Annotated in this window: 24 protein-coding genes; 11 read left to right on the forward strand and 13 right to left on the reverse strand. The window is 67.4% G+C overall.

The annotated features are described in order from the left end of the window. Positions 1 to 3 precede the first annotated feature (3 nt). A complete protein-coding gene (locus PSH25_RS04365) occupies positions 4 to 2553 on the forward strand; it encodes an excinuclease ABC subunit UvrA (protein ID WP_238657769.1) in 2550 nt (849 codons plus the stop codon). A 328-nt stretch (positions 2554 to 2881) separates the two neighbouring features. On the opposite strand, the gene PSH25_RS04370 is transcribed toward PSH25_RS04365, so the two are convergent. Beyond that, on the reverse strand, positions 2882 to 3520 hold the full coding sequence (locus tag PSH25_RS04370) for an HD domain-containing protein (RefSeq protein WP_238657770.1): 639 nt from the start codon (positions 3518 to 3520) through the stop codon (positions 2882 to 2884). Positions 3521 to 3666: 146 nt separating this feature from the next. Here PSH25_RS04370 and PSH25_RS04375 point away from each other — a divergent pair, with 146 nt between their 5' ends. After that, positions 3667 to 4641 carry a GlxA family transcriptional regulator gene (locus PSH25_RS04375; RefSeq protein WP_238657771.1) on the forward strand — a complete coding sequence of 325 codons (975 nt, stop codon included), beginning with the start codon at positions 3667 to 3669 and terminating at the stop codon, positions 4639 to 4641. A 257-nt stretch (positions 4642 to 4898) separates the two neighbouring features. On the opposite strand, the gene PSH25_RS04380 is transcribed toward PSH25_RS04375, so the two are convergent. Together PSH25_RS04380 and PSH25_RS04385 are read right to left on the reverse strand one after the other, a co-directional pair. After that, positions 4899 to 5654, reverse strand: coding sequence for a pentapeptide repeat-containing protein (locus PSH25_RS04380; protein ID WP_238657772.1), 756 nt, complete (start codon positions 5652 to 5654; stop codon positions 4899 to 4901). Between the two features lie 154 nt (positions 5655 to 5808). Next, positions 5809 to 6576, reverse strand: coding sequence for an AraC family transcriptional regulator (locus PSH25_RS04385; RefSeq protein WP_238657773.1), 768 nt, complete (start codon positions 6574 to 6576; stop codon positions 5809 to 5811). Between the two features lie 197 nt (positions 6577 to 6773). Between PSH25_RS04385 and PSH25_RS04390 the strand changes: the two genes are divergently transcribed. From PSH25_RS04390 to PSH25_RS04405, 5 genes are all read left to right on the forward strand, one after another. Then, the gene (locus tag PSH25_RS04390; protein WP_372492716.1) at positions 6774 to 7766 is read left to right on the forward strand and encodes a hypothetical protein; all 993 of its coding nucleotides are present in this window, start codon (positions 6774 to 6776) and stop codon (positions 7764 to 7766) included. A gap of 34 nt (positions 7767 to 7800) precedes the next feature. After that, positions 7801 to 8739, forward strand: coding sequence for a class I SAM-dependent methyltransferase (locus tag PSH25_RS04395; protein ID WP_238657775.1), 939 nt, complete (start codon positions 7801 to 7803; stop codon positions 8737 to 8739). A gap of 150 nt (positions 8740 to 8889) precedes the next feature. Continuing rightward, the gene (locus PSH25_RS04400; RefSeq protein WP_238657776.1) at positions 8890 to 9156 is read left to right on the forward strand and encodes a DUF7002 family protein; all 267 of its coding nucleotides are present in this window, start codon (positions 8890 to 8892) and stop codon (positions 9154 to 9156) included. Between the two features lie 385 nt (positions 9157 to 9541). Beyond that, positions 9542 to 9808, forward strand: a complete 267-nt coding sequence (locus PSH25_RS34155; protein ID WP_372492713.1) for a GDP-mannose 4,6-dehydratase — start codon at positions 9542 to 9544, stop codon at positions 9806 to 9808. A 44-nt stretch (positions 9809 to 9852) separates the two neighbouring features. Next, positions 9853 to 10947 (forward strand): acyltransferase family protein, encoded by a 1095-nt coding sequence (locus tag PSH25_RS04405; protein WP_238657777.1) that lies wholly within the window; start codon positions 9853 to 9855, stop codon positions 10945 to 10947. Positions 10948 to 11310: 363 nt separating this feature from the next. Here the strand turns inward: PSH25_RS04405 and PSH25_RS04410 are convergent, their stop codons facing one another. Further along, positions 11311 to 11880, reverse strand: coding sequence for a helix-turn-helix domain-containing protein (locus PSH25_RS04410; protein WP_238657778.1), 570 nt, complete (start codon positions 11878 to 11880; stop codon positions 11311 to 11313). Positions 11881 to 11983: 103 nt separating this feature from the next. Here PSH25_RS04410 and PSH25_RS04415 point away from each other — a divergent pair, with 103 nt between their 5' ends. Together PSH25_RS04415 and PSH25_RS04420 are read left to right on the forward strand one after the other, a co-directional pair. Beyond that, positions 11984 to 12889: an alpha/beta hydrolase gene (locus PSH25_RS04415; protein ID WP_238657779.1), complete on the forward strand. Its 906-nt coding sequence runs from the start codon at positions 11984 to 11986 to the stop codon at positions 12887 to 12889. Between the two features lie 69 nt (positions 12890 to 12958). Further along, positions 12959 to 13810: a CPBP family intramembrane glutamic endopeptidase gene (locus PSH25_RS04420; protein WP_238657780.1), complete on the forward strand. Its 852-nt coding sequence runs from the start codon at positions 12959 to 12961 to the stop codon at positions 13808 to 13810. 247 nt (positions 13811 to 14057) lie between these two features. On the opposite strand, the gene PSH25_RS04425 is transcribed toward PSH25_RS04420, so the two are convergent. The 3 genes from PSH25_RS04425 to PSH25_RS04435 all read right to left on the reverse strand — a co-directional run bounded on the left by PSH25_RS04425 (position 14058) and on the right by PSH25_RS04435 (position 15823). After that, positions 14058 to 14438 (reverse strand): DUF4288 domain-containing protein, encoded by a 381-nt coding sequence (locus PSH25_RS04425; RefSeq protein ID WP_238657781.1) that lies wholly within the window; start codon positions 14436 to 14438, stop codon positions 14058 to 14060. Between the two features lie 234 nt (positions 14439 to 14672). Continuing rightward, on the reverse strand, positions 14673 to 15206 hold the full coding sequence (locus PSH25_RS04430) for a hypothetical protein (RefSeq protein WP_238657782.1): 534 nt from the start codon (positions 15204 to 15206) through the stop codon (positions 14673 to 14675). Then, positions 15203 to 15823 (reverse strand): hypothetical protein, encoded by a 621-nt coding sequence (locus PSH25_RS04435; protein WP_238657783.1) that lies wholly within the window; start codon positions 15821 to 15823, stop codon positions 15203 to 15205. Before PSH25_RS04435 ends, PSH25_RS04430 begins: the two co-directional genes overlap by 4 nt. Positions 15824 to 16007: 184 nt before the next feature. Here PSH25_RS04435 and PSH25_RS04440 point away from each other — a divergent pair, with 184 nt between their 5' ends. Further along, positions 16008 to 16313 (forward strand): hypothetical protein, encoded by a 306-nt coding sequence (locus PSH25_RS04440; RefSeq protein ID WP_238657784.1) that lies wholly within the window; start codon positions 16008 to 16010, stop codon positions 16311 to 16313. Positions 16314 to 16320: 7 nt separating this feature from the next. On the opposite strand, the gene PSH25_RS34160 is transcribed toward PSH25_RS04440, so the two are convergent. From PSH25_RS34160 to PSH25_RS04465, 5 genes are all read right to left on the reverse strand, one after another. Next, positions 16321 to 16539 carry a hypothetical protein gene (locus tag PSH25_RS34160; protein ID WP_372492714.1) on the reverse strand — a complete coding sequence of 73 codons (219 nt, stop codon included), beginning with the start codon at positions 16537 to 16539 and terminating at the stop codon, positions 16321 to 16323. A 315-nt stretch (positions 16540 to 16854) separates the two neighbouring features. Further along, positions 16855 to 17757 carry an IS5 family transposase gene (locus PSH25_RS04450; protein ID WP_238657785.1) on the reverse strand — a complete coding sequence of 301 codons (903 nt, stop codon included), beginning with the start codon at positions 17755 to 17757 and terminating at the stop codon, positions 16855 to 16857. Positions 17758 to 17861: 104 nt separating this feature from the next. After that, the gene (locus tag PSH25_RS04455; RefSeq protein ID WP_238657786.1) at positions 17862 to 18578 is read right to left on the reverse strand and encodes a DUF8817 family protein; all 717 of its coding nucleotides are present in this window, start codon (positions 18576 to 18578) and stop codon (positions 17862 to 17864) included. Positions 18579 to 18641: 63 nt separating this feature from the next. Next, positions 18642 to 19058 (reverse strand): hypothetical protein, encoded by a 417-nt coding sequence (locus PSH25_RS04460; protein ID WP_238657787.1) that lies wholly within the window; start codon positions 19056 to 19058, stop codon positions 18642 to 18644. A 255-nt stretch (positions 19059 to 19313) separates the two neighbouring features. Then, positions 19314 to 20093 (reverse strand): SDR family NAD(P)-dependent oxidoreductase, encoded by a 780-nt coding sequence (locus PSH25_RS04465; RefSeq protein ID WP_238657788.1) that lies wholly within the window; start codon positions 20091 to 20093, stop codon positions 19314 to 19316. A 127-nt stretch (positions 20094 to 20220) separates the two neighbouring features. Between PSH25_RS04465 and PSH25_RS04470 the strand changes: the two genes are divergently transcribed. Continuing rightward, complete coding sequence (locus tag PSH25_RS04470) at positions 20221 to 20883, forward strand: TetR/AcrR family transcriptional regulator (protein WP_238657789.1); 663 nt, start codon at positions 20221 to 20223, stop codon at positions 20881 to 20883. A 210-nt stretch (positions 20884 to 21093) separates the two neighbouring features. Here PSH25_RS04470 and PSH25_RS04475 read toward each other — a convergent pair. After that, a partial coding sequence (locus PSH25_RS04475; RefSeq protein ID WP_238657790.1) for a tetratricopeptide repeat protein occupies positions 21094 to 21593 on the reverse strand: 500 nt, incomplete at its 5' end.

Raw genomic sequence — 21593 nt, forward strand, 5'->3', positions numbered from 1 at the left:
AGGATGGGACGCGACACCATCGACGTGGTGGGAGCTCGTACCAACAATTTGCGGGACGTGTCCGTGAGCATTCCCAAAGGGCAGCTCGTCGCCTTCACCGGAGTGAGCGGCAGCGGCAAGACCTCGCTGGCCATCGACACCCTGCACAACGAAGCCCAGTTGCGGTATCTGGAAGGGCTTTCGCCGTTCGTACGGCAGTACATTACGCAGCGCAATCGGCCGAAGGTCGACCGTATCCTGGGCCTGGGCGCGACGCTCGCGGTCGACCAGCGCCGCCTGAACCGTAACCCCCGTTCCACCGTCGCGACGATCACCGCCATTGACGGGCACCTGGGGCTGCTGTACTCGCGCCTTCCAGGGATCGGCGCAGATCCGGCGGGGGAGAGTGGGAACGAGTATCTGACGACCGCTCACTTCGACCGCAATACGCCCGAAGGGAGCTGTGCGGACTGCCACGGGGTGGGCGGGCGCTGGCAGGCGCAGGAGGACCTGGTCATCACCCATCCGGAGCTTCCGCTCTTCGAGGGGGCCTCACCCTGGTATGCCAAGTGGCGCTCCGGCGAACACGCGTTCGTGCCGGCGCTTGCCGAGAAGCGGGGCGTGGACCTCGGCCGGTCGTGGCAGTCGCTGCCTGAGGAGTTTCGTCACTGCGTGCTCCATGGCACTGGTGACGAGAAGATCGAGGCGACCGTCGACATGTCGAACAGGAATGAGCGGGCCCTGGTGACATACACCTCGAGCCAGCCGCTGCGCGGCGCGCTCGCCGAGGTGGAGCGGGTGTTCGTGAACGCCCAGACGTCCAGCGCCAAGCAGCGCTACCTGCCGTACATGCGCAAGCAGCCCTGCGGCACCTGCGGCGGCAGCGGATACGACCAGGTGGCCCGGTCCGTGCAGCTCGGCGGGCTGACCTACCCCGACCTGCTCGAGGTGGAGGTGCGGGAGGTACGCGACTGGGCCAAACGCGTGGCGGACGAGCTGGACGCCCGACAGCGTGAGGTGGGCGACCCGCTGCTGCAGGACCTCGGCCGAAGGCTCGGAATCCTTGACCGGCTCGGCCTGGCTCATCTCCAACTGTCCCGGAGCGCAGCGACGCTGTCCGGGGGTGAGTTGCAGCGCACCCGACTCGCCGCGCAGCTCAGCACCGAACTGAGCGGCATCATCTTCGTCCTGGACGAGCCCGGCACCGGGCTGCATCCGGCGGACAAGGCACACCTGCTCGACATCGCCCTGGAGCTGCGCGAGGCCGGCAACACCGTGCTCCTCGTCGAGCACGACCCTGAGCTGATCGCCCGAGCCGATTGGGTGATCGACATGGGGCCCGGCGCGGGCCGATTCGGCGGCGAGATCCTCGTGTCCGGGCCTCCCGCCGACGTGGCCGCTCATCCCACGTCGCTGACCGGGCGCTATCTGGCCGGCGAGGGGCCGCGGCTGCACCGGACCCGCCGCCCGGTAGGGAATGACACCGGCTGGGTGGAGCTGCACGGCCTGCGTGCGCACAACGTGACCGCGAACCGGGTGCGGTTCCCCGCCGGTCGGCTCACCTGCCTGACCGGCGTGAGCGGCAGCGGCAAGAGCAGCCTCCTCGCCGCGCTCGGGGCGAGCGTGGGGGCCGCCCTGGACGGAACGGCGACCGACGCGGTGCGGGAGGTGACCGGCATCGAGGGGTTCAGCTGGGTCGCCGTCGTCGATCAAGAACCGCTCGGACGGACGCCGCGATCCAACCCGGCTACGTACAGCAAGGCGTTCGACATCGTCCGCAAGCTGTTCGCCGAGACCGACGTGGCGCGCGGACGGGGGGTCGACGCCTCCTGGTTCAGCTTCAACACCGCAGGCGGTGGCCGCTGCGCGACCTGCACCGGTTATGGCCGCAAGCTGGTCGACATGCACTTCCTGCCGGACGTGTGGGTGGTGTGCGACGGGTGCGAGGGCCGGCGCTACAAGCCGGATGCGTTGGAGGTTACGTACCGGGGACTGGCCATCGATCAGGTGCTGGAGCTCACCGTCGCCGAGGCCGTGGAGCAGTTCTCCGAGCCTCGGCAGCTCGCAGAGACGCTGGGAGCTCTGAACCAGGTCGGGCTCGGCTATCTCCAACTCGGGCAGAGCGCCACAGAGTTGTCCGGCGGCGAGGCGCAGCGGCTGAAGCTGGCGTCCGCGATCCAGCGAGGTGCTGCGAGCCGCAAGGCTGGTCTCGTCGTTCTCGACGAGCCCGTCTCGGGCCTGCACCCGTCTGACATCCAGCGTGTGGTGGACGCGCTCGACGTGCTGCTGGACTCGGGAAACACCGTCGTCGTGGCCGAACATGACATCCCCGTCGCCGCGTCCGCGGACTGGGTGATCGACCTGGGGTCGGGAGCCGGGCCGGATGGGGGCGCGGTGGTCGCGGCGGGCACCCCGGAGGCCGTCGCGGCAGCCGACACCCCGACCGCCAGCTTCTTCCGGCGGTACGCGGCCGGCCTACCGCTCCTGGAGATACGAGAAGACCTGCGCCCAGAGGCCCAGGCGGACCCTGCCCCCCTGTCCAGGTACCAGTCGAAGAGGAGCGTCCACACCTGAGGTCAGTGCGGAAGCGTGCGCCCTTCGGCCGCCGCCGCACAGCAGGGCCAAGGGTTCGCCGCCGTATCGCCGCTGGCCCCGCCGCTGACCGAAGTCGGCCGCGTGGTCTACGGCCCAGTGCGCGACGCTACGCGGCGGCCGGCCTTTCACCCCCTCATAGGTGCTTCTTGGCAACAGCACCCTGGTCGTCGACCGCATCGGCGAGCACGCTGGACCTATGGGACGCCGGCCCGAGCCGCGAATCGAGCCGGAACGCCCCGGCGGTCGCCGAACGTCCGACACCGGACAGGTCGGCAGGCCCGAGCGGACGTTCCCTCCGAGCGGACCGTCACTCCGGCCAGTCGTTGCGCAGGATGATCTCCACGAAGTCGTCCCGGACGAAGTTCGGGTCGAAGTGGGCGAGCACGTCCGCGTTGACGTTGCCGAACGTCGTCTGCGGGCGGTGCCTGTTGCCCTGGTTGAAGGCGGCCAGGATCTGCCGCTTGAAGTCGGGGCGCGGATGGGCGGCGGTGACCTCGGCGACCCGTTCCGGATCGAGGTCGCGGTAGCCGATGCCCAGCACGTCGGTCTCCACTCCCGCGGTGACCAGTGCGATCTCCGGGTCGAGGAACTCCGGCACCCCCGGCGTGGTGTGCAACGCGATGGCCAGCCAGACCTTGCGGGCCTGCGTAGCAGGTCGGCCATGGTCGAGCAGGAACCGCTCGGCGGCATGTGCTCCATCGACCTCGAACCGCAGGTCGGTGCTGCCGTACCGCTCGGTCAGGCCGAGATCGTGGAACATGGCACCGACGTACAGCAGTTCGAGGTCGGGGCTCAGACCACGCCGCTCACCCTGGAGCGCGCCGAACAGGAACACCCGGCGGCTGTGCCGGAACAACAGGTCGTTGGTGGCTGCCCGGACGAGGTCGGTCGCGGCAGCCACGAGCGGGGTGTCCGGGATGGTGATCCCGGCGATGGTTTCGGCCATGGTGTGCTCATCCTGTTCCGACGGAGGTTCCTACTGGTGCTGAGGTTCGCCACCGATGCTGCCGGGCTAGACTCGGCCGGACCATGTCCAGAAGGACAGCCATCCCACAGATGCGGACATCGGATCGGCTGGAGGGAGCGGGTCGGATGAGCCGAGGGCGGTCACACCGGGTCGGCGTCCTCGTCTTCGACGGGGTGCAGCTACTCGACGTCTCCGGACCGGTGGACGTCTTCACCGGAGCTACCCGGCGCGGCGCCGACTATGCGGTGGCCCTGCTCGGCTGGCGGTCGGATTCGGTGCGTACCGCGTCCGGGGTCCGCTTGTCCGCCGACACCACCGTGGCCGAGTCCACGCCGCTGGACACGCTCGTGCTGACCGGAGCCGAAGACCTGACCGCGCTGCCCGATGCCGAGGACCTACGTGCCCGACTGGGTCCACTGATCGGGCCGCCGACCCGGCTCGCCGCGGTCTGTACCGGCGCGTTCGTGCTGGCCCGGACCGGTTGGCTCGCCGGCCACCCGGCCACTACCCACTGGCGGCACGCCGGCCGCCTACAGGCCGAATTCCCGGAGATCGAGGTCCGGTCGGACGCCATCCACGTCCGCTCCGGCCGGTTCGCCACCAGCGCCGGGGTCACCGCCGGGATCGACCTCGCCCTCGCACTGGTCGAGGAGGACCACGGTGCCGACCTGGCCCGCGAGGTCGCCCGGGAACTCGTGGTGTTCATGCAGCGGCCGGGTGGGCAGTCCCAGTTCTCCGTCCGCCAGGACCTGCCGCCGACCCTCGACCAGCGGCTACGCCGGGTCGCCGACCGGGTCGCCACCGACCCGGCCCGGGCGTACCCGATCGAGGCGATGGCGCACGACGCGACGATGACCCCCCGCCACCTGCGCCGGCTCTTCCAACAGGAGTTCGGGCTCACCCCGGCGCGCTACCTGGAACTTGCCCGGGTCGAGGCGGCCCGCGCGCTGCTGGAGCGGGGCGGCACAGTCACCGAGGCGGCCCGGCGCAGTGGGTTCGGCAGCGACGAAACGCTGCGGCGGGCCTTCACCGCGTCGTACGGCATCCCGCCGTCGGTCTACCAGCGCCGGTTCCGGACCACAACCACCACCGCCTGGTGATTCCGCAGACCCGGGTCCCGCTGGGTCGGGCCCGGTCGGATCGACCCACCGACGACCAGGCGCTCGGCAGCCGGTCAACCCCGGCGGAACCGGTACGTGCCGGAGCCGACCGTGAAGACCGCCGAGGCGTCGTCGGCACGGCGGCTGCCGCGTACGTCGTCGGTGCCGGAGGCGGCCACCCCGCGCACGTCGAGCCCCGGGCGGTGGGCGGAAGGGAGCTGGTGGAGTTGGTGGAATTGATACCGCGTCTAGCGATGTCAATTGAGGTTCGGACGGAATCCTGCTGGCCACTTGGGTGGGCTGCCGGAGTTCCATCGGGCATTACGGCGACCTGAACTTATGAGACGATCGCCGGCGAAGTCGCATTCGTCAAGCTGCGCTTTTGTGAAGTCGACACCGCTGATCTCCGCGCCCGCGAACTGGCAACCAGACAACCGGGTGCCGGGGAACGTGGCATCGCTAAGCTTTGCGTCGATCAGGTTGAGTCCGCTGAGGAAGCAGCCCCCGAACCATGCCCGGGTCAAGTTCGCTGTCCCCGCGTTGCAAGAGCCGAAGTTTGAGTGGACGATCACAGCTCCCGTCAGGTTCGCGCCGTAGAGGGTGACGCCACGCGAGAAATCAAGATCTTTTACATCGATGCCCGACAAGTCGGCGTCACGGAGATCAGCCTCCAGGTAGGTGTTGCCAGACTTGCCAAGCAGCGTGAAGGCCAGGCTGACCTCAGCGGGCGCTTTGTGGCCACGCGTAGCGGCGTCACGGGGACGCTTTTCGACGCCGTCCTGATTTCGGAGGAACGATGTCAGCACGTTGACCGCAGCCTCTCGGTCCGTGTGCCCAATCCGCGCCTTGGCGCCAATGGCTTGCAAGACCGCCAAGCGCTGCTCACTGCTGTTGGCCTCTTCAAGCTGCCCGGCGAGGTCCCGTATGGAATCTCCGGACGACGAATCCCCGAACGGCCAGTAGTTCTTGGTCGCGGCGACGCCGAGGTAGCCGGTGCCGATCGCGACGGCCAAACCGGCAACGCTAAGTAGAGCCTGCCGCCGGGAGAGGCCCAGGGCCTCTTCAGCGATGCTTGTGGCATGAACTGTGGCGTTCCGGGCATCTTGCTCGCTCGCAGGGAGACGTGGGGGCCAATCACCGATGTGACGTTGAGACCGCACGCAGTCACTATACGAACCCAGCACCACGCAATTCGAACCATGGCGGCGGCGACGTGGAGGAGGTTTGACATGAGGTTGTCGTGGGTTCTAATCCCTCTAATTCACGAGCGGTTGGCGGTGCCGGTGCTGGCTCGGACACTTCTAGCGGCAGCGGACCGGCAAGCCGAGCATTCATCAGCTCCCGGACAGCGGCGAACTGGCGATCGGCAAGTCCGCGTGCGGTCGGGGGAGGCCCCGAGCCTTCCGACGGGCCATCGCCGTACCGACGGGCCAGGTGGGAGGCCAGGCACCCGGTCAGATGATCGAGGAAGGTACGGGCACTCGGCGTCCATTCCCTGATCAAGCTGTCCAGCGCCAGCACCAACTGTCCGACGAGTGGGTCGACCAGACCGTATTCCTCGGTGAGCCGGAACTCCGTCGCCTCGACACCGCGCAGGGCCTCGTCGGCCAGGTAGACGTGGACGCTGTTCAGCTCGCCACCCAGCTCGACCGTGAGGTTCTGACCCGCCGGATGCAGGAACAGGCCTCCGGCGGGGACCTGTCGGCGGAGATACGACCCGCCGACCCGCCGACCCACGGTGACCGGACCGTCGAGGTGCAGGACCAGCAGGTGGGAGTCCGTGCCGTCGAAACTCTCCGCGAACGGCGACTCGACCTGAGTGGAGACGAGGAGATCGGGCCAGCCCAACCCGGCGCTCGACCGTTGGGTCCGCACGCCGGGCAGGCCGAGCATCCCGTGGGTTTGCGTGAGCGCCACTTCCACCGTCACCTCCAAACGACGTCTCACGAGCCTTCAACAGGTTAGGTCGGCACGGGGAAGGGGTGTCAGCTGCCGAAGCATCACCAGCGACACCGAAGCCCGTGTGGGTTTCCCGCCAGCGCCAGAAACCGGCCGCGCGGTCGACTCGCCGATGTGCGGCTGACCAGAGGCGGAGCGAAACGGTGGTGCGGTCCTCGTAAGGGCTGTGGATGATGGTTGGTGTGACAGAGGAGGGCAACGGGTCCGCGGAGCAACGCCTGTACGACGCTGTGGCGCATTGGAACACCGACACCGGGTACGGCTTGGCCGACCTGATCCATGCCGCTTGTCAGGCGCTGATCGACGGGCTGGACTCGCCGACGTTGCGTGAGCTCGCCGGTGCTTCGGTACATGACTCGTCCTGGGATATCGGCGAACTCGTGGGCAAGTCACTTGGGGAACTAGGGGTTCCCCATCCGGGTACTGTTCCTTCAGGCTTCGCCCTTGCAGCAGGTGGAGGAGTCGCCCGCCGGCCAGGAGCCGACTCTCTCCGTCTGGAGGTCTCGCCGCTGCCCGGCGACGCAGGTGGCGGATTCCAGGTGCAGGTCTACGTCAACGGTACGGAGATGACCTCTGCCGGAGCGGGTCTCGGGATGGACCCGTACGACATCCTTGTTCCGACCAATCGTCTCGTGGCCGCCTCCCAGCCGTGCACCGTTGCGATCGCCCGATGCGAGTGCGGTGTGTACGGCTGTGGATCCACAGACGTCACCATCGCGCGGGATGGCGATCTGGTGCACTGGGACTGGTCGCTCGAGGTGCCCATGACGCGGGGCGTGTCGTTCGTAGCTGCGGAGTACGACGTGGAAGTCGCACGGATGGCCGCGGATCATTCGTGGGAGACGTCCGAGCGTGCGGCCGGACGACGTGTCCTGACGGACGTGGACCGCGAACGGTTGCTCTCCTACGGCCTCAGGCCCAGTTGGGCCGCCAACGACTACCGCGATCAGGAGTTGTTCCGGGTTGCCCTTCAGCTCGACGGTGACTACCAGATCTTCGTCGACACCCCGTGGCGTGGCCGCAGCCCCGAGGAATTGGCGGGCGAGGTGTGTTCCACCTTGGCACTTCCTCCCAGCGCCTGGCGCGCCAGCTGGCACGCCATCATCCCCACGCTCACCAAACCGCCGAAGATCGCGGGGCCGTCCTGGCGACCCGCACGGTTCTAGCAGCAGCAGGCCGGCGCTGGCCTCATGCCGACCTGTGACCACTGCCGAGACCGATGACGGCCAGGCCCAGCTGAGGCGGATCGCTCTGGCCGGCGAGCTCGATGCCTTGACCGACCTCCCGCGCCAACCCGACGATCATCGCAGGCGCGCTTACGCCAACCACCCACACTCAGGACACAACGCACTTCATGCCGCTGACCGAGGGTCCGGCCTGAAGAGCTGTTCCTGGGATGATGTTGGTGTGGTTGACGAACGCGCCAGTCTCGAGTTGCTTGGCAGCGACGCCTTGGAGCGGTCCGCGGTGGTGGCGAACTGCGCCATGAACCGTGAGCGGCAGCTGTCCGGGGTCAACAGCTACACCCGGGAGTTGGGGTTCAGCCCTCTTGACGTTCTCACCGCCATCCCTGTTGGCGCCGGCCGGGCCGAGTCTGTGGCAGCCGCTGGCTGGTTGGATCTGTGCTGCGGCACTGGTCGAGCGCTGATCCAAGCTGCCGAGGAGCTGCGGCTGGCAGGGTTGTCCGAGCGGACGGTCCTCGTCGGCGTGGACCTGGTTGACGCCTTTGATCCCGTGCCGGCACCACCGCTGAACCTGGAGTTGATCTGCGCCTCCGTGGCCAACTGGGCACCAACGCGGACGTTCAACTTGATCACCTGTCTGCACGGACTGCACTACGTCGGAGACAAACTCGCCGTCCTGACACGGGCGGCCGGCTGGCTGACTCCCACCGGCCGGCTCGTGGCCGACCTGGATCTGTCCAGCATTCGGCTTCCTGATGGGCGACCCGCTGGGCAGCGCCTCACCGCCCAACTCCGCGCTGCCGGGTTCTCCTACGACTCCCGTCGCCGCCGGATCAGCTGCACCGGCCGCCGCGACGCCCGCCTCCCGTACAGCTACCTCGGTGCCGACGATCGCGCTGGTGCCAACTACACCGGACAACCCGCCGTGCATTCCTACTACGCCGACAACCGCTGACCGCACTGACAGCGTCCGCACATGCCGCGATCCGGTTGATACGGGTAGCTGTTGTCTCGGCAGGGGTAGGCGTAGCGCCGAGTACCGCCAGCGCTGCCGGCCACCCGCCAACCAAGTGATGGGGGATGTCGGCGGTCGCTCGGCCTTCTGGTGCGACGGCACGGCCTGCTGTCCACGCGCCAACTGATTGATTTGTTCGGCATCGACGTCGGCGAGCGTGAGCGCCTCCTGAGTGCACCTCGGAAGCGGTCCTGCGTTCTGCGCGCGTCTGGCCTGCCGCCGGCCGAGATCCGCGATCAGAAGCCAGTGAAATTCGTCGCGGAAAAGATCGACCCGGACTCCTCGCCGGCCGAGTACCTCGCCGCCATCAACTCTCGGGTCTTCTGGGCCAGCGCCGAGCGCGAAGGCCTCTGGTAGTCACTGCGCTGATCAAGCTTGCCGCCAGCGACGACTACCAGGACCGAGCCGACGCGGGTCGCTCCTTGGCGAGCTTCGCTGAGGCGACGGAATCGATGGAGTCGTTGGTGCAACTCGTCCTTGATGTCAACGACACGTTCGTTACCGTGACGACCGCGGAGGTGCTTCTCCGGACGGGCCGTGTGGGCCAACCAATGAGACATATTCAGTGACGATTTCTTGAGTTTTTCGGGAAGCAGCTTGCGGGAATTGTGAAAGCGATGGAGTTGCGCCGCGAATCCGGTATAAGGAACTGACGCATCATTCCGGTTCGTTGCAGGTGCGCCGGATTTTCGGACCACCGCGTGTAGGTCGCGCCTCAGGGTCGCCACCTCGAGAGGGACGCATGTCGCGAGTAGCATCTATTTCCAGGGTCGCCGGGCAGGATGACAGCTACCTGTCAGAACTCCTGCTCGACATGGGCAACACGGTGCACGGGCTCAAAAGAAGATCGTCCAGCTTCGACACCGGACGTCTCGATCGGACCAACGTCCATCCACGACAGTCTGGCGCCAACCTCAACGACATCGACCTGAAGCTCGTCGTGGGGCCCGTCCGGGTCACGGCGGCGGCGATCGGTACGCGGTCCGTGCGCCCTGGATCGCACACATGACGTTGGCTGCGAGGCCAGTGCGAGAGCAGCACCGCCTATACGAGGTGGATCTACTCCGGTTCGCCGCCGCCCTGATGATCGTCCTTCTCCACTACACCTACAGCCAGGGCCAGATCGAATATGACTTCGCGCCGTCGCTCGGCGCGGTCACTCAGTACGGCTACCTTGGCGTCGAACTGTTCTTCCTCATCAGCGGCATGGTCGTGCTCATGAGCGTGTGGGGACGCACCACGCGCGAGTTCGTAGCGTCGCGGATCTCACGGCTGTATCCCGCCTTCTGGGTGGCCGTCACTCTCACGGCGGCGATGGTCGCCATTGCGGGACCTCGGGGCCGGAACGACGTCACCGCAGCGCAGTACGTGGCGAACTTGTCAATGTTTCCCCAGCTCGCCAACATTGAGTACGTCGAAAGCGTGTACTGGACATTGTGGTCCGAGTGGCGGTTCTACCTCATCCTGTTCGTCTTCTCGCTGTTGGGGATCACCGAGCGTCGTACCCACTGGCTGCTGTGGGGCTGGCTCACCACCAGCGTGGCCCTGGAGGCTTCTCCTGTTCCGCCGGCCGCCCATGCCGCGTTGGCGCTAATTATCCAGCCCCAGTTCAGCCACTACTTCATCGCTGGCATGGCTCTATACATGGTGCACCGCTTCGGCTTCACTGCGCGACTGGGCCTCCTGCTTACGGCCTGCTACGCGAACGCCGTAAAAGAGGCGGACAGTCGGATCGCCGAGCTGGTTGCCGACGGGCTGGCGCCGACCCTTGTCGTGACTGCCCTGGTCATCCTGGCGATCTTCGTCGTTATGATCCTCGCAGCGACGGGTGGGTTGCGCTGGATGCGGTGGCCAGGTCTGTCCGAACTCGGCGCGATGACATACCCGCTCTATCTGATCCACTTCACTCTCGGTGTTGCTGCCATCAACGCCTTGGTCCCGGCAGTCCATCCCTGGCTGGCGCTGCCGCTAGTGACCGCCGCGATGTGCGGCGCTTCCTGGCTGATCAGCGCGAAGGTGGAGGACAGGGTCCGTCCAGCACTTCACCTGGCGATTCGCCGGCTCTTACGCGTACCGCCGCATAAAATGCTGGAGCAGACGGCCAGCACCGCTCGTGCCAAGGATTACGCGACTTCCGGCCGTTTTTGACCGATCGGGTGTTCCGGTTTTTTCAGGAGAGCACCGTACCCACGCCGCTGTCCTCACCGCGGCGGTCCGTCACTTCGCACCTGCGGTGGAATCGTCGACGCGGGCTGAGGGTTCGTCGCCAAGCCCGCGGAGGCATTCGTGCGGGCGTTGGTGGATAGCCGACGATCCGAGGGTGCTCCGGTGCAGACCCAGGACCGGGGGAGCAGGCTGGGAGCAATAGGGTGTACTGAACAAACGCAGCGACCCACGACGCCGACGTCTCGCGGCAAGGCCGCCGAGGCCGCCAAGAACCGCGACCGGCTGGTCCCCGGTTTGTGCCGCAGCCTGTTGGCCGGTGATCCGGCCTGGCCGAGCGACGCCCCGTTACTCGGTCGGGGGCCGGTTGGCTGTGGCCGATCCAGGTGGCGTCGATGGCGTGTCCGGTACGACGACGAGGCTGACGACGCGGCGGGTCCGGCCGTCGCGGGTGTTGCCGGTCCGACTGACGACGGCGTGTTCGATCTCGGCGACCATCGTGGCGAACTCTTCGTCGGTGAGCCAGACGGCGGCCTGTCGGTAGACCACGCCGTCGCGGTGGGGGTCGGCGTGTTCGTGGGCAAGGTAGCGGTCGAAGTCGCCCAGCAGTGACGCCGCGAACGTGGTGTAGGCGCGTCGGTGATCGTCGCGCGTCATGGCGGCCCGGGCGGCGGGGCTGATCGTGCCCTGGTCCTGGCGTACCCGGTAGCTGCGCTCCACAGTGCCGCGTACTCGCCGCTCGTCGACCACCTCCAGCACGCCCGCCTCGGCCAATACGGCGATGTGCCGGTACATCGTCGCTGGGGGGATGTCGGGTAGGCGATCGCGGAGCTGTGTGGTGGTCAGCGGGTCGGTGTCGAACAGCGTTTGCAGGATGCGCATCCGGACGGGGTGCAGGAGAAGGTCTGCGGTTGCCATGGACCCATCTTCCCACATACGATAATGTTCCCAGTTCTGATAATGTTCGCGGGCACTGAGAATAATCGGAGGTGGCGCAGTGCGGGATGTCGATGTGACGGCTATGGCAGATGACGGACTTCCCCTGGTCGGCACGCTGACCCTGCCCAACGGCCCTGGACCGCACCCGGCCGTCCTGCTACTGCACGGCTCCGGGCGACTGGATCGCGACTCCAACACCGCGCGCCTCCGGATGGACCTTGGACCAGCGCTGGCCGAGAAGCTGGCAAACGCCGGGATCGCCACGTTGCGTTACGACCGGCGCGGTGTCGGCGCCACGGGCGGCGACTGGTACGCGACCGGATTCGCCGCCGGTCGGCACGACGCCGCCGCCGCGCTACGCGCCCTCGCTGGGCGACCCGATATCCGGGCGGACGCCGTTGGCGTGCTCGGGCACAGCGAGGGTGCCGTTCACGCCATGTCCCTTGGTGCGCGCCCGGAGGTGGCGGCGGTGGTGCTGCTGGCCGGGTTCGCCCGCCCCGGGGAGGACGCCCTGCGCTGGCAGGCCGCAATGATCGCCCGCGACCTCCCCGCTCCCGTACGACCGCTGCTACCGATCCTGCGGTCCCTGGCCAACCGGCACCTCGCCCGAATCAAGACGACCAGCACGGACGTGGTGCGCATCCTCGGGAGGCCAACCAACGCCCGGTGGCTGCGGGAGCTGCTCGACCACGACCCGCGCTCCGACCTGGCGAACATCAAGGCTCCCGTCCTGGCCATCACTGGCGGCAAGGACATCCAGGTCGACCCGGCGGACCTGGAGGAGATCCGCCGGCTGGTGTCCGGCGACATCACGGTCCACCGGATTCCCGACCTCACCCATGTGCTGCGTCGTGACTTCGGCCGTCCGTCGGTGCGCTCCTACCGGCGGCTGCTTCGCCAGCCGGTCGACCCCGACCTGCTCGCGCAGGTGGCCGGCTGGCTCGCCCACCGACTACACGAGACGCCCGACACGGTTCGTGCCGGGTAACCGATGGCTCACCCCCACACAGAGCCACCCCCCACAACCCCTGTTCCTAACCCCGCGAAGGGAAATGGCGTGACCACCGCAACCTCTGCTCGCCAACACGACGGCCTCACCACCTTCTGGATCGTCACCTTTGCATGGGCCTTCGCCTTCTGGCTCTTCGCGATCACACTCGATGAACCGGCGATGACGTCCCCCACCCTCGTCCCGTACCTTCTCGGTGGATTCGGCCCGGCGATCGGCGCGATCGCCGTCCGGATACGGCGTCATCGCCGTCGTCAACCCATCCCCGCCCATACGGTGCGACTTCGGCTGCGCCCACGGCTGTTCTGGGCGCTGCCCATGCTGGCCCTGGCATCGGGGACCGTGCTGGCAGCCGTACTGCTCGCGGAGTTCCTGGGCGGCCCCGCACTGAGCCTGACCGAAGGGCGCGAGTTGATCGCGACGGCGGGCGGAACCGTACCGTTCCTGATCAGCATGCTGATCGGCGGTCCGTTGGCCGAGGAGCCCGGTTGGCGTGGCACGGCCTACCCACGCCTGCGCGCGTCGATGAGCCGCCTGCACGCCGGTCTGCTGCTGGGCGCCGCCTGGGCGGTGTGGCACCTGCCGCTGTTCTTCATCAACGGGACGCTTCAGTCCGAATTCGGCCTGGTCAGCTGGAGTGGCCTGTTGTTCACGCTCAGCGTCTTCCCGATGGCACTGCTCACCGGCTACGCCTACGAACTCGCCGGGGTCGCGGCATCGGTCGCGGTCCACTTCGGCGTGAACACCACCATCGCGCTGCTCACCGTCAAGGCACCCGCCGCCCAGGCGCTCGTCCTGGCGGTACAGATCATCGTGGCGGCCGCGCTGCTCGCCTCACAACGCAACAGGGGGCAGGACCGACCGGCGCTGGACCACCGCGAAATGGCTGATCTGCGGTGAACGGATTGCTGATCGCGGGTGACGCCCAGCGGTATGACGGGCCGTGAATGGTGACGGTGCTGGCACAGCACAACAACCGGGGACTGCTGTGGCCCCCGGTCCTCGCGGCCGGAGCCGTCATTACCAGGTTCAGTACGAAGCTTTCGCTGCCCCCCAACAAGCGCAGCGCGGCATGTTGGGCTGAAGCCGTGCCTGTGGTGGGCGCGCTTGCCGCAGATCGGGCGTGCGGAATGAGCGGCAACCCTGCTCAGGGGTGGCACCTCTCGTCGGATACCGCGCGGACGTCTCCTTGTCTCTCCTGGCCGGTATCGAAGTACGCCGTCAGGTACGCCTGCCGGGTTAGCTCGCTATCCCTGATTAGTGAGAAGATTTCCGCTCCATGTTCCGGGGCGTCGAACATCCGGTACGCCTGAGCGAGTCCCGCGAAGGTGGTATCCGTCTGTTCAGCCGCGTACCCGAGTGCCTCGGCCTCTGCCAGCGTTATCGCCTGGTCGAAACTTTCCGCTCGCCACAGCGTCAGCCTTTCCTCATACGACTGATCCCTCGGATCGGGTCCGACGCGGAAGACACACCGCACGGAGAACCAACCCACGCCACTCGACTGCGCCTCACCGCTTGGCCTGTCCACCCGCACATCATCCGGCAGCAACTGTCCATCAGCGAGCCTGATATGCCTGCACAGTCGGTGCCTCTGCCGTCGACCAGGCCAGCTGGGAGGCAGCCAGCGCGGGAGCGGAAGCGGCGCAGGCACGTACCGCCGGGTGAGGATCTTGCAGATGGCGGCGAGGCGCGTCGCCGCGGTCGGCGACGGCCAGGACCATCGCGGCCCGCTCGTCCGGCCCGGCCGCCCGGGTCAACTCTTTCAGGGGAGCGGCGTCACCCCACCGCAGGCGCCGATCGCGTGCGCGGCAGCGGCCTGGACCTGCGGGGACGGATCGGACAACGCCGCGGTGGCCGTGGCCAGCAACGCCGGCACGATCTGCCGGCAGCCGAGCACCGCCCGGGCGTAGAGGGCTCCCTGCAGCCGCCCGTCCTCCCAGATCCCCTCCTCGTCGCCATCGCCGAGCGCCTGGGCCAGAGCGGCGTCCACGTCGAAGTCCGGCACGGGCAGGTCCCTGCCCGTGACGCTGCCCGCCTCGGCCACCGCGGCCAGGAAGGTGAGTAATTCGGTACGCAGGCCGGGGTCGGTCACCCCCGGGTCGGCGAGCAGCGCGGCCACATCGAGGGCGACCGGCGGGGTCGCGATCCACGGCGTTCCCTGATGGATGATTGCCGACCACAGATGCTCGATCGCCCTCGCGCGAGCCGCCGGGTCATCGCCGGCGAGCGCCGCCAGATGGCCGGGGGTGTCCACGGCGAGGCCGTAGGCGTGCAGCAGAGCGGCGTACTCGGTCACGCCTGAAAAATACTCGCTCGGCACCGAGCATCACCTGCGATCCACGGATGCCCGGGGACCAGGGCGCTTTCTAGCTTCCGTGGGTCGATGCTCCAATGGCCTGCGAGCGTAAGTACCGTGTCCTCATCCGGCCACGGCGATGCTTCGTCATCGTCGTCCCAAGGTTCGTCCTCGTCGTAGGCGGCCCCGACCCCGAGCGCGTGCTCTTCGATCGTGCGCTCGCCTACGTCGATCAGCGCCTCGCCGCGTTCGCCGAGGTAGGCGAATGCTCGCTCCACAACGCCGCCGCTGGCGCGCCCCCACCCGTGGTAGTCGACGACGCGATGAGTTCCGAAGTACTGCACCTCACCGAGTTGTCGGCTGAGCGCCGCCAGCCAAGCGGCGAATCGGTCGTCTTCGGGTGCGGGAACGTCTCTCGAAGCGGCGAGCGTCCACCGGTCGAGCGGCGGTGTAAGAAGCCAGTTGCCGTGGTCGTCATAGGCAGCGGCGACCGCATCGCGCCAGTTGGCTGGAGTGGGACGGCTAAGGTTCAGTGCGGCAGCGACGGCGTCGGCGCCCCGGTCGCGCACAGCGAGCCACTGGAGTTTGTGACCGAAGCCGAGCGCAACGTCCGTCATCGCGTGATCGTAAGTGATTGCAAAGAGGGCTGACAGCCTTGCCTATAAGCGCGGAAGTGATGGACTGTGGCTGAACTAGAGGAACTCCTCCTGCTGGCAGAGTCGCAGAGCTGGCAAGAACGCAGCAAGGCTGGCCAGGGACTGGTGGCTCGGCGAACCGGCTGTCGATGCCGTCATCCTACGATTGCTGCTGGATGCGAAGGATACCGCTGTCACCACTGCCACGGCTGAGGCGCTATTGGCTCGAGGTGATCTCCTTTCATGGCGCATGTTTGCGCGCGCATGGGGGGCAGCCGCCGAGGATTCGAGTGCGACGAACTATATAGATCATCTCAACAGCTGCTTGATTGGCGCGATGTATGTCGCGAGCATGGACCCCGAGAAAGCCGCGAGCCTCAGGGGGGTGGTGGAGCGGCTGTCTTGTGATGAGGATGAGGGCGTGAGGTTTGCTGCGACAGAGCTACGCAGTTTGGTGTTGGAAGGGCTGTGACGTCCAGTCAAGCGTCTGCGGCGCCGGCTGGCTGCGACCAATTGCCGCTGGCCGGGTTGAGTTGCGTCGTTAGCCGGCGTGGCGAAAGCGCAATGACGCACTGCGCCACCCGCAGGTAGGGCGCGAGGCGTCCCGTCCCGCAGTCGACGTCGCCGACGTTGATGCTCAAGTCTGCGGCAAGCGTCAGGTCGCAGAACAGGTCGAGGACGGCCCGCTCCGCGGGCATGCGATCCAGAGCGTCAGCGAGGCGTTCGGCGTAGAGCTCGGCGAGGACGTCGTGCGGCTCTCAACTCCTCGGTGATGGCGTCCACGGAAGGGACTATAGGAGCCCGCGCCTCACCCCGCCCTCGGGCGACGCCCGGGCCGCGGAGGCCAAATGAGAGCCACACGACCAGCGTGGGCAGCCGAAATGAGAGCGACAGTCCGGGCGCCTCGACCGAAGCCTGGCCGGGCTACGGTCGCAGGTCAATGAAACAAGTAGCCGAGATGGGGGGAGGCGATCCTGTGGTGGGTCACCGTAGTGCTGCTGTTAGCGCGTGTTTCATAAGGCGCGGAGGTACTGGTTGATGGCGGCGATGGTCAGGGTGGCTTCGTAGCGCACGGCCAGTTTGTCGTAGCGGGTGGCCATGGCGCGGTGTTGCTTGAGCTGGTTGATGCCGCACTCCACGGCGTGGCGTCGGCGGTAGGTCTCAGGGCTGAAGGCGGCTGGTCGGCCGCCGCGGGAGCCTTTCGCGAGGCGGTGGGCGTCTTGGTCAATCTTGCTTGGGATGCAGGCCTTGATTCCTCGTCGGCGCAGGTAGGCGCGGTTGGCCTTGGACGTGTAGGCCCGGTCCGCGAGGACCTGCTGTGGGCGGGTCCGGGGCCGGCCGGGTCCGGACCGGGTGACTCGGATGCGGTCGAGGACCGTGCTGAATTGCGGGCTGTCACCGCGGTGCCCGGCCGTGACGACGGTGGCCAGGACCTTGCGGCCCTGTTCGCAGGCGAGATGGGTCTTGGTGGTCCAGCCGCCCCGCGAACGGCCCAGCGCGTGATCGGCGGGCTCGGCATGGACTCCGCCGGGTGGTTCTTTCTGCCGGTCGCCGTTACGACGGGCGCCGGCGGCGTGTTGATGGGCGCGGCTGATCGTGGAGTCGACGCTGACGCTCCAGTCGATGCGCCCGGCCGTATCTGCGGCGGCTTGCAGCCCGGCCAGGACGCGGGCCCAGGTGCCATCACGCTGCCAGCGGCGGAACCATCGATACAGCGTTTGCCATGGGGCGTAGTTCGCGGGCACGTCACGCCATGGGGCACCGGTGCGTGCCCGCCACCGTATGCCGCCGATGATCTGTCGTTTGGTCCACGTGCACGGTCTTCCCCGCGAGGATTCCGCAGGCAGCAACGGGTGCAGATGCTGCCACTGGATGTCGCTCAGGTCATGCCGCGCCGCCGCCGCTAGGCTGGCCACGAGGTCTCCGGTATTCAGGTTTGCTTGGTCGCTAACCCACTTACCGGAGACCTCTTCAGTTATCGATCACCGCCACGCCGTGACCTCACCCGGCCAACACCCACTTACGAAACGCGCCCTAGTTCGGCGGCGTTGTCGAACGCGGGTGCCGCCCTTTGGGATTCGTCTTGCGTGAGCGTGACGGATTGGGCGTGGGCCAGCATCTCGGCCGCAGTCTTTGGGTCATGCAGCACCATCGCGAGTTCGGCGCGGTAGACCAGGACCTCTACCTGCTCGACCGGGTCGTCGTCGGCTTGCGGCCGGGCCAACGCGCTGTCGAGGATCCGAACGGCCTGTCCGACGCTTCCCCTGGAATCGGCCTGCACGACAGCATTCGCCAGGGCCTTGGCCAGTCGCCCGGCAGGCGTGGTGGCCGGCATGGGGGCGGTGGCGGCGTCCCGGAAGACGCGGATCCAGTTGCCGCCCGGGTCGATGACGCTGAATCCGCCCAACCCGTCGGCGTTCTTCCGCGCCCTGGGCCGGGTCATCCGCGGCGTTCCGGACACCAGTACCTTGCCGTACGCGGCGCGCATACCGGCTGCGAATGCCCGATGCAGTCCCTCGATGTCCGCGGTGATCACCAGGCAGGAGCCGTAGGACTGCTCCGGGTCAAATCCGGCGATCTCGAAGAACTGCAGATGCAGGTCTTCTCGCTGCACCCCCACACACGCGTTGGGCTTGCGTTGCTTGTACGTGGTGCGGAAACCGAGAACTCCGTAGAACGTTTCGATGTCGTCAATGGACGCGCACGGCAGCAGGGGAACGGTCCGCTCGTTGGTCATGCCTCCTTCCTAAGCGTCGCAGGGTGTCCATCGCACATGGAAATAGCCGATCATCGCCTTCAGTCATCCGAACGGCTGATGACCCAGAACGCAACGCGGCCCTGCCGAGCCCATCGGCGGTGCCTTCCTGCCTGCAAATCTTGTGGCGGTCCGCGACCGATCGACCGACCCCCGCACCACCCTCGCCGAGAAGAGCAGATTCTTGCCGCCCTGCACCGTCTCGCTTATCGGAAGTTGAGGGGTACTGACTCCTGCGAAAAGCGCTGGAACGAGACTGTCCGCGGCTTCGGCCAGGAGGGCCTTGATCTCTTCACCGTTGCTGGCGTCCCCGGTCGCTTCGCAGTGGACGATCAGGCTGTGTGCCAGGGCCAGGTCGAACCCGCGCTCGCGCAGGATGTCGGCGGATTCCAGGGCCAGCCGCGCTGCGCCCGCCCGGTCGTCGGCCCGGGCGGCGATTGCTGCCTGGACGCCGAGCGTCATCCCCTCGAACCCCGGTACCCGGCCTCGCGGGCCAACTCCAGCGCCTGCGTCGCCCGCGCGCCGGCCAGAGCAGGGCCCGCAAACCGCTTACCGCGACCTGACGGGCGACTGTCGCGTCGCCCTGGAAGAGGCGTACGACCGCCAGGTATTTGGGCGCGGCGGCCTGCCCTCCACATCGCCGAGCCGCTCGTAGAGGTCGATGGCCCCGGTGGGCCGCTCCCGCGGCCGAGCCGAGGCGGCCCTGGTCTGCGGGGTTCAGGCGGCTTCCTTCTGCAGTGCGGGGCCGAGGAGCAGTCCCCCGTCGATGACGTACTCGGCGCCGGTGATGAAGGCCGCGTGCGGTGATGTGAGGAACAACAGCAGCGCAGTGATGTCGGCGGGCTGCCCGAGTCGCGGGACGGCGAACGGCTCGGGCGAGTAGAAGTCGGCGATCGCGGCGTCGCTGCCGGCCGCCGGCTCGGTGATGAACGGAGTGGCGACAACGCCGGGGTGGATTGCATTGACGCGGATGTTGTCGCGGCCCAACTCAAGGGCAGCGGTCCGAGTGAGCCCTCGAACCGCCCACTTGCTGGCGACATAGGGCGCGTAGAAGGCAGTACCGCCGATGCCCATGGTGGAGGCGATGTTGATGATCGCTCCTCCGCCCGCGCGCCGCAGCGCCGGGGTGGCTGCCTTGATGCCGAGGAAAGTGCCGGTGAGATTGATGTCGAGGATGCGAGCCCAGGTAGCCCGGTTGGTGGACTCGATGAGGGCCGGCGGGTGCTGCACCCCGGCGTTGTTGACCAGGGTCGTGAGCGCACCGAAGGCCTTCTCGGTCTCCGCGACGGCGGCGGCCCACGACTCCTCCTGGGACACGTCGAGGTAGACGAAACGCGTCCCATCTCCCAACTCGGCGGCGAGGCCAGCACCACGCTCGACATTGATGTCACCGATGACGACGTTGGCGCCTTCGGCATGCAGGGCCCGAACGTGGCTGGCCCCCTGCCCACCGGTGCCGCCGGTCACGAGAACGGTCTGATTGGCGAAGCGGGACATCCAGATCCTCCGAGTACGTACGAGGGACGACAACCCGAGACCGGGTGGTGAGTCGAGCGACTCACCACGCCGAAGCTACGCTCCCGTGGGTGGTGAGTCAACCCACTCACCTCGCTATGATGGGCGCATGACCCCAGCGCCGTCGGCCTATCACCAGCGCGTGGCGGAGGAGAAGCGCGCGCTCATCGTGCAGGCCGCTACTGAGCTTTTCCTTGAGTTGGGCTACGACCGGGCATCACTGGCGCGTGTTGCCGACAGTGCCGGCGTGTCGAAAGCAACGCTGTTCAAGCAGTTTCCGACAAAGGCAGCACTGTTCGACGCCATCGTCATCGACTCGTGGACCGAGAACGACGTCGCCGACGTGCCGCCCGCCGGTGACCTGACCGCCGGCCTGACGGTTCTGGGACGGCGCTACGCGACGCTGTTGAGCCAGCCGGAGATGACCGACCTGTTCCGCATCGTCATCGCCGAACTGCCACGCTTTCCCGAACTGGCCAAGGCGCATTTCTCACACGGCAAACTGCCGTACTTCGAGTCCGTCCGGATCTACCTCCTGGCCGAGCGCGACGCGGGAGCCGCAGACATCGCTGACCCGGAGATGGCCGCTACGCAGTTCCTCGGGATGATTTCGAACTACCTGTTCTGGCCGAGCCTCTTGCTCCCGGACTGGACGGTGACCCCTGCCCGCACGACCGCGGTTGTGGAAGAAGCCGTCCGAACCATGGTTGCGCGGTATGGCACCGGTGAAGATCAGTCCTCAGGTAGAGGCGGTTTCCCCGATCGCATCTAGCGGTGTGCGCCTGGAGACCGTCCTCGACGTCATCGCTCGGCGAACGCATGATGCCTCGGGCCTTCTCGGTCGACTCCATCGCCGGGCTGGGTTGACCGTCGCCGGGTGCCGAGTACTTCGCGTCCCAGACCCGTGCACATGTGCCGTGCCCGGCGATAAGCCACCGGTGGCCTTCACGGCAGGAACCCTTCCTGAGGGTCGCCAGGCGAATCAGTCCTGCCGCTCGTCCGCATCCTGATCGAGATGGCGCAGATCGGCTGCTCCGCGGACGCGGCCCAGCGCTTCACGCACACCGGCGAGAGTCTGATGCGCCGCGAACAGTCGGTCCGAGGATATGCGTGGCAGCCGTTCGGCCAACGACTCGTAGAGACGGATCGCCTCATTGACTGAGTCAAACGCTGCCGCGAGATTGTCGTTGACCTTCAGGCACACCCACGCGTGAGCATGCAACGAGTCGGCGAGGTCGGGCAGGTGAGCGGTGGGGTTCGTCCCGGCTAACCGCCGTCGAATGGTCACGGCCTGCTCAGTTGGGGCCAGCGCCTCGTCGTGGCGACCCACCTCACACAAACCACCACCGAGGTTGTTCAGCGAGTTGGCCAGGTCGGGCAGGTGAGCGGTGGGGTTCGTCTCGGCTAACCGCCGTCGAATGGTCACAGCCTGCTCAGTTCGGGCCAGCGCCTCCTCGTGGCGACCCACCTCAGGCCACCGCA

Source organism: Micromonospora foliorum (assembly GCF_022229015.1).
Taxonomy (GTDB): Bacteria; Actinomycetota; Actinomycetes; order Mycobacteriales; family Micromonosporaceae; genus Micromonospora; species Micromonospora foliorum.